At 40.2% G+C, this 239-nt stretch carries 1 tRNA gene; it reads left to right on the top strand.

The features are described from left to right. The first annotated feature begins 2 nt into the window (after positions 1 to 2). Positions 3 to 76 (top strand) — tRNA-Pro (locus tag N8L33_RS10050). Positions 77 to 239 lie beyond the last annotated feature (163 nt).

Below are 239 nucleotides of genomic sequence, written 5' to 3'. Positions count from 1 at the left end.
CTCGGGAAGTAGCTCAGCTTGGTAGAGTACTTGGTTTGGGACCAAGGTGTCGCAGGTTCGAATCCTGTCTTCCCGATTCATTACAGAGATACGTAAGCGTATCTTTTTTATTTAACTAGATATTATATACATTGAGAGAGACACAGTTTGCTTCTCTCTTTTTTGGCTCTTTGTCAACTGTAGTGGGTTGATGAAAAGCTAAGCTCGAGAAAGGACAAATTTCGTCCTTTCTTTTTTGA

Origin of the sequence: Streptococcus mitis, from assembly GCF_946188695.1 — a bacterium.
Taxonomy (GTDB): Bacteria; Bacillota; Bacilli; order Lactobacillales; family Streptococcaceae; genus Streptococcus; species Streptococcus mitis_DF.
This window is presented reverse-complemented; position numbering and strand designations above follow the sequence as displayed.